The sequence below is a fragment of the Brevibacillus sp. SKDU10 genome (assembly GCF_001645205.1).
GTDB lineage: Bacteria > Bacillota > Bacilli > Brevibacillales > Brevibacillaceae > Brevibacillus_B > Brevibacillus_B halotolerans.
The window spans coordinates 22,456-29,066 of sequence record NZ_LSSO01000008.1 but is presented as its reverse complement, the minus strand read 5'-3'; the positions used below and the strand labels follow the sequence as shown (position 1 = coordinate 29,066).

General features: G+C 42.7%; 5 protein-coding genes, 1 riboswitch and 1 other annotated feature. Of the genes, 4 read left to right on the top strand and 1 reads right to left on the bottom strand.

What is annotated here, in order from left to right; genetic code table 11:
* A partial coding sequence (metH, locus tag AYJ08_RS01330; protein ID WP_064016283.1) for a methionine synthase occupies window positions 1-2,919 on the bottom strand: 2,919 nt, incomplete at its 3' end.
* Between the two features lie 109 nt (window positions 2,920-3,028).
* Window positions 3,029-3,128: riboswitch (SAM riboswitch) on the bottom strand.
* A gap of 195 nt (window positions 3,129-3,323) precedes the next feature.
* Here metH and AYJ08_RS22695 point away from each other — a divergent pair.
* The 4 genes from AYJ08_RS22695 (at window position 3,324) to argS (ending at window position 6,569) form a co-directional block, all read left to right on the top strand.
* A complete protein-coding gene (locus AYJ08_RS22695) occupies window positions 3,324-3,446 on the top strand; it encodes a YjcZ family sporulation protein (protein WP_082890829.1) in 123 nt (40 codons plus the stop codon).
* Between the two features lie 52 nt (window positions 3,447-3,498).
* Window positions 3,499-3,597, top strand: a complete 99-nt coding sequence (locus tag AYJ08_RS22690; RefSeq protein WP_081476738.1) for a YjcZ family sporulation protein — start codon at window positions 3,499-3,501, stop codon at window positions 3,595-3,597.
* A 258-nt stretch (window positions 3,598-3,855) separates the two neighbouring features.
* Window positions 3,856-4,332, top strand: a complete 477-nt coding sequence (locus tag AYJ08_RS01325) for a hypothetical protein (protein ID WP_064016282.1) — start codon at window positions 3,856-3,858, stop codon at window positions 4,330-4,332.
* A 54-nt stretch (window positions 4,333-4,386) separates the two neighbouring features.
* Window positions 4,387-4,651 (top strand) — a binding site (T-box leader).
* 205 nt (window positions 4,652-4,856) lie between these two features.
* A complete protein-coding gene (gene argS, locus AYJ08_RS01320; protein WP_064016281.1) occupies window positions 4,857-6,569 on the top strand; it encodes an arginine--tRNA ligase in 1,713 nt (570 codons plus the stop codon).
* The last annotated feature ends 42 nt before the right edge of the window (window positions 6,570-6,611 follow it).

Here is a 6,611-nt window from a genome sequence, read left to right as displayed (position 1 = left end):
GATCAGGATGTCATTGCCAAAAGATTGAGCCGGAAAGAATTGATACATTCCATTCGCCTGCAAAATCTGACTACGGATCGCTTCATTTAGCAAATCATCTACAATTTCATATAATTCGGTCGTTTTCTTGTCGCCTGATTCGATTAATTTATCGACATTGCCCTTGATGCCAAGATGCTTTCCAAGCAGCATTCGTAAATTAACGTAAGGACGCAGATGGTTAATCGGATAGTTGCGCAAGACATGGCGCTCCAAATCAGGTGCTACATAGACCGGTGTTGTAATGCTTGTCGCAGAGCGAATCATTTCGGGCTGTGGAATAACAACTGATTCGCTAGCTTTTTCTTTTATTTGAGCTTGGTTGACTGTCGCTTGCGCTTGTAATTCTTCTACCAGCTTCAGTCGAGCTTGCGGATCTTGCAATTTATTAGCTAGGTCCAGGCCATCCATCGCATCTTTTGCGTATAAAACGATGCCTTCATATTCAGGAGCAATTCGATTTGTCGTAAATTTACGGGTGAGCGCCGCTCCTCCAACCATCAGCGGTACATCAATGCCAGAGCTTCGCAAATCCTGCGCAGTAATCACCATCTGCTGCGCTGATTTTACTAATAAACCTGAAAGACCAATTGCATCTGGTTTTTCCTGATGACACGCAGCAATCAACTGCTCCGGTGCAACTTTAATCCCTAAATTAACTACCTCATAGCCATTATTGGATAAAATGATCTCCACTAGGTTTTTACCTATATCGTGGACATCGCCTTTAACAGTAGCTAACAAGATTTTTCCTTTTACGGTTGACTCAGACTTTTCCATATGCGGTTCCAAAAAGGCAACTGACGCCTTCATGACCTCTGCACTCTGCAGCACTTCTGCTACAATCAATTGGTTCCCGTTAAACAGGCGACCAACCTCTTCCATCCCTTTCATAAGTGGACCATTAATAATATCAAGCGGCTCATATTTTTCCAAAGCGAGGGTTAAATCTGGGGTTAATCCGTCCTTCGAGCCTTCCACCACATAATTAGCTAAACGTTCTTCTAACGTCAGATTGGATACCTCTTTTACAACCTCTTTCTTTTTCTGCCGATAAAAATCAGTAAACGTTGCTAAGGTTTCATCGTTTGTATGAAATAACAAGTCCTCTGCCAGCTTGCGTTCCTCTTCAGAAATCGAAGCATAACGTTCTATCTTTTCGGTGTTAACAATCGCGTAATCAAGCCCGGCTAATGTTGTGTGATATAAAAAGACCGCATTTAAAACCTCACGACCTGCCGGGGGTAATCCAAAGGAAACATTGCTCACACCCAGAATTTGTTTAGATAATGGGAAATGTTGTTTAATAAGGCGGATACCTTCTATCGTTTCCTGTGCTGAACCAATGTATTGCTCATCGCCTGTTCCTACCGGAAATACAAGAGCATCAAAAATAATGTCCTGCGGATTAATTCCAAACTGATTTACCAACAAATCATAGGAACGTGTAGCTACCTCCAGCTTTCGTTCACGAGTGATTGCCATTCCCGCTTCATCAATGGTCCCGACAACCACGGCCGCTCCATATTTATGAATCAATGGTACAACCTCTTCAAAACGATCTAGACCATCTTCTAGATTAATCGAATTAATGATTGCCTTCCCCTGAGAATATTTCAAGCCCAGCTCCACTACCTTTTTATCCGTGGAATCGATCATCAACGGTGCTTTTACCTTTCTGCTTACGTATGGAAGAAATTTCTCCATATCCTCGTACTCATCACGGTCAGGGTCTGCTAAACAAATATCTATAACAGCGGCTCCTCGTTTTACTTGTGCCCGTGCTATGTCTGATCCTTCCTCGAATTGGCCAGCAGCAATCAAGTCACGGAACTTCTTAGATCCAATCACGTTGGTACGCTCCCCTACAAAAATAGGGCGATTGTCGTCCTCAACATAGAGCACCTCAATGCCTGATACAGCAGCTGCATGAGACTTTTTATTTTCTCGTGGTGTAATACCTTGCAATGCTTCGTGTAGCGCACGAATATGCTCGGGTGTGGTACCACAACAACCACCCGCTACGTTAAGCCATCCCTTTTCCGCAAATGCTTTCATTTTCATTGCTAACCCCTGCGGTGACTCGTGATAATGACCATTCTCATCAGGTAAACCTGCATTGGGATAACAACTGATTCCACACAAAGCCAGATCAGATAAGGTTCGTAAATGATCACGCATGAACTCCGGACCTGTCGCGCAATTCAGACCAATCGTGATCGGTTTGAGATGTTCAATCGACACGCAAAAGGCCTCGATGTTTTGACCTGCCAGAGTCGTGCCCATCGGTTCGATTGTTCCAGAAATCATGATAGGCAGCTCATAGCCAAGCTCCTGAAATGCCTGACGTATGCCAATGCCGCCAGCTTTTACGTTCAATGTGTCCTGCGAGGTTTCCAACAGTAATACATCTACCCCACCTTCCATCAATGCTTTAGCCTGGCGATAGTACGCATGAATTAATTGCTCAAATGTAACGCCCCCTGTTAACGAAAGGGTTTTCGTAGTGGGCCCCATAGAACCTGCTACATAACGTGGCCATGACTCCGCGCTAAATTCATCTGCTACTTCTTTAGCAATACGTGCAGCCGCCAGATTAAGTTCATAATCTCGATCTGCTATGTCATACTCTGCCAAAACAACATCTGTTGCTCCAAATGTGTTTGTTTCCACAATGTCAGCACCTGCTTCAAAATAGGTAGCATGAATATGCCGGATGACATCTGGTCTTGTTACATTCAATAGTTCGTTGCAGCCTTCATATTCCTCACCGCCAAAATCGTCCGCTGTGAGATTAGCCTGCTGTAGCATCGTTCCCATTGCACCATCGAGTATCAATATTTTTCGTGCTAGCTGCTCTTGCAATGTTGGTTTGTTCATCCCCCATACCCCTCCGTAATCTCCATTAGACTTGGCAAATAAAAAAATCCCCTTCCTGCCTGAAAGCAAGAAGAGGATTACTTATGTTCGTTAAGTAGGAACTTATCCCCTCTTATCTTTCAAGGCAAACAGCCCTGCTGGAATTGGCACCTGATCTATCGGTTGCCGAGGCATCTTCGGGCCAGTCCCTCCGCCTCTCTAGATAAGAGAAATCATATTTAGTTAGAAATCAATATGACGCTTTGTTCATCTTTTGAATACAGGTATCTTAACATTCAGATATTATTGGCGTCAATGGATTATCTCCCAATCTTTTATTTTTTTATAGCCTGCTGCCCAATTTTGCTTTCCCTAGGCGTAAGCCCACACCAGATAGACAGATATGTATAGACTGTAGAATAACAATGCGAAGGAGGAATTGCCAGATGAGTACATCGTTTTGCGGTAACTGGGGAGGCGGGAGTTTTTGCTTCATCCTAGTGTTGTTCATTCTGCTGGTAATCATAAGCTGCGGCTGCGATAACTAGCAACGAAGCAGCGACACCTTCAAACATATAACCATTAAGGAGGAATTCTTTCATGAGTACATCTTACTGCGGAAATTTCTTCGGTGATAATTTCAGCTTCATTTTAGTGCTGTTCATCCTACTGGTCATTATTTCTTGCGGCTGCTGCTAAAATATAAGAAGCTCTTTCACCGGCAAACCTGAATTCGGTTACGCTCTTTTTTATCTGTGTCCACCTCTACATGATTCTACAATGTTTCATACCTCCATAAGGAAACCAAAAAACATTACTCAGGTTTGTACACTCACCAATATAGGAGAGGGGAAGGGGCAGGCACATGCCCCTTTCATCTCTTATCCATTCCTTCCTTCGCTTGTAGAGATAATGAACCTTTGCTAGGATAAAAAGGAAGATAGATGGAGGTTTTTCATGGGAAACAAACTAGCATATTTACATACATCTGTGTTTCAGGGCCCATTGATTCCAGTAAAGGTACTAGAAGAGACGGACTTTGAGATCTACACTGTCGTAAAACATCATGAGAGTGAACAGCACTATTTGCATTACCAAACTTGCCACCTTGATCTTATGGCAGGAGGTAATCATGAAACCTATGAATTCTATCTTCCTTTATCCACTGATCAAGTCGTGGGTCTTTTATTTGGTGAGGAAGCATATCATTATCCTGAATGTTGGCGTACCGCATATTGGCGTACGGGAAAAGATGATCGTTTATTAGCATTTGACCCTACTGAAAATTTTTTGAATGAGGAAGAAGCAAGAGCAGAACGTGCGCTCCTTGATTCCTTACGGCAATACAAACAACTATTCGCCTCTGCCGCTGATAAAGAAGCCCTTACCAAATATTATTTTCCACAATGGGATCAGCAAAAAAAGAACCAATGATAAACCTTGCTTGCTAGAATGCCTTTTGTTGGGTATACTAGACGCTATATAGCCATGTACTCGATGATGAGGAGAGTAATGATGGTTCGTGCTACTAGCGAGTCAGGATTGGTGGAAGCCTGATAGAACGGCCATGATGAAGCGCACCTCGGAGACGCAGCTTGAATCTTGTCTATTGACAATGTATAGAGCTTGCCGGGTTTGCCCGTTACAGCTATCAAGCAGGTTTTTTCCAATTACGATCATTTATTGGTCTAATTGAAAAGAACAAGAAGAGTGGCACCGCGGGAGTATGATAAAATAACCTCTCGTCTCTTTACGGATTGATTTTTACTGATATCTATCCAAAAGAGACGGGGGGTTTTTTGCTGTTGTTGCTTTGAACAATCTTACGCTGTATCTAATCAAAGCGCTCTGTGCTTGTATACCCTATGGTTATATTTATGATGTATCCCACTTCTCCACGGAATGATTACATATTCCCTGAAAATTTATGTTGATTAAAAAGAAAGGATGAAATAAACATGAATTACAAACAACTAGTAGCTGAACAAATCTCTGCTGCTCTAACTGAAATGGGCGTAGAGGATTTTTCCTGCGAACGTGTCCTTGGCATGCTCGAAACTCCTCCTAACCCACAAATGGGTGATTTAGCCTTCCCTTGCTTCCAATTAGCTAAAGCTCTGCGCAAGGCACCACCAATGATTGCAACGGAGCTAGCTTCTAAGATTTCTCTGCCTTTCTTACAGGATGTACAGGTGACAAATGCATACATCAATTTGTTTTATAATCAAACCAGCGTTATGACCTCTTGTATTAAAACGATTCTAGAGCAAGGGTCTGCATATGGTGCAACTAATGTTGGTGCTGGTAAAAAGGTACCAATCGACTTATCTTCTCCAAACATTGCTAAACCCTTCTCGATGGGGCATTTGCGCTCAACCGTTATCGGGAATGCACTTGCAAACATCATGGAAAAGCATGGCTATCAGCCAGTTCGCATCAATCACTTGGGGGACTGGGGTACACAATTTGGTAAACTGATTGTTGCCTATAAAAAATGGGGCGATGAAGATAAAGTAAAAGCTGAGCCTATTAAAGAATTGCTCAAGCTGTATGTACACTTCCATGAAGAAGTAGAAAACGATCCAACACTGGAAGATCAAGGTCGTGAATGGTTCAAGAAATTAGAGGACGGCGATCAAGAAGCCCAGCAATTATGGCAATGGTTCCGCGACGAATCCTTACAAGAATTTAAAAAGATCTATGAATTAATGGGCGTATCCTTTGACTCCTTCAATGGAGAAGCATTCTACAATAATCAAATGGATCGCGTTGTTGATTTATTAGAGGAAAAAGGATTGTTAACAGAATCCGAAGGCGCAATGGTTGTATCTCTGGATGAGTACGACATGCCTCCTTGCTTAATTAAAAAACGTGACGGTGCTACCCTTTACGCAACCCGCGACCTTGCTGCTGCTTTGTATCGTCATGAGCAATATGATTTTGGAAAAGCATTATATGTGGTTGGCGGAGAACAACGCCTGCATTTCCAACAGCTATTTAAGGTCTTGCTAAAAATGGGCTATGACTGGGCTAACAATATGCATCATATTCCATTTGGCATGATGTTAAAAGACGGTAAAAAAATGTCCACTCGCAAAGGGAAAGTCGTTCTGTTGGAAGAAGTATTGTCTCAAGCAATCGCAGATGTACTTAAAGTAATCCAAGAGAAAAATCCTTCTCTTGCAAATAAAGAACAGGTTGCTCGCCAAGTTGGTGTAGGTGCCGTTATCTTCCATGACTTGAAAAATTACCGTTTAAACGATGTCAACTTTTCCTGGGAAGAAATGCTTACTTTTGAAGGGGAAACAGGGCCTTACGTTCAATACACTCATGCCCGCGCTTGCTCTCTATTGAAAAAAGGTGGGTACCAGCCAGGAGCTGTAACAGTAGTAGATAAAGCTCTAGAGGGTCCAGAAACATGGGCAGTCGTTACTACTCTATTGCAGTTCCCAAGCATTCTGGAAAAGGCTCGCGATCAATTCGATCCTTCGCAGATTGGAAAATACGTAATTGATCTGGCTCAAACCTTCAACAAATTCTACGCGCATGTCCGCATTGTCGCAGAGGATGAACAAGTAAAACAAGCTCGCCTACAATTGGTAGCAGCAGTTATTGTTGTACTAAAAGAAGGACTCCGTCTATTGGGATTGGAAGCTCCTGAGGAAATGTAAGAAAAATAAGGGCCCCTAACACAATGGGCGCCCTTTTATTTT

Coding starts and splice junctions, on each gene's coding strand:
- AYJ08_RS22695 (WP_082890829.1), top strand. CDS start 3,324: ATGCGAAGGAGGAATTGCCAGATGAGTACATCGTTTTGCGGTAACTGG.
- AYJ08_RS22690 (WP_081476738.1), top strand. CDS start 3,499: ATGAGTACATCTTACTGCGGAAATTTCTTCGGTGATAATTTCAGCTTC.
- AYJ08_RS01325 (WP_064016282.1), top strand. CDS start 3,856: ATGGGAAACAAACTAGCATATTTACATACATCTGTGTTTCAGGGCCCA.
- argS (WP_064016281.1), top strand. CDS start 4,857: ATGAATTACAAACAACTAGTAGCTGAACAAATCTCTGCTGCTCTAACT.